The organism is Neisseria sp. HMSC064E01 (assembly GCF_001808875.1).
Lineage (GTDB): Bacteria > Pseudomonadota > Gammaproteobacteria > Burkholderiales > Neisseriaceae > Neisseria > Neisseria sicca_A.
On record NZ_KV794978.1, the window covers coordinates 1 to 259 of the forward strand.

Here is a 259-nt window from a genome sequence, read left to right on the forward strand (position 1 = left end):
GAAAAGCCAGCGTACCGTCTGGAGCGGCACACAAACCTCCCGCGGCAAACAAACCCCACTGGCCGGCGGCGCCGTCAACCGCCGCTACGCCTACGACAAAGCCGGCAACCTGATCCAAAGCGCCGACCAAAGAAGCGGCGTCCTCCATTACGTTTACGACAAAATCGAACGCATTCAAGAAGCCCGCAACAACCAAACCGGCCGCAGCGAAACCTTCGCCTTCGACCCCGCCCACAACATCCTCGACATCCCAACATCT

The 259-nt window shown here is 59.8% G+C and carries 1 pseudogene; it reads left to right on the plus strand.

Annotated features, from left to right (window positions below):
- Nucleotides 1-259 (plus strand): annotated as a pseudogene (locus HMPREF2572_RS14490) (hypothetical protein); the annotation flags it as partial.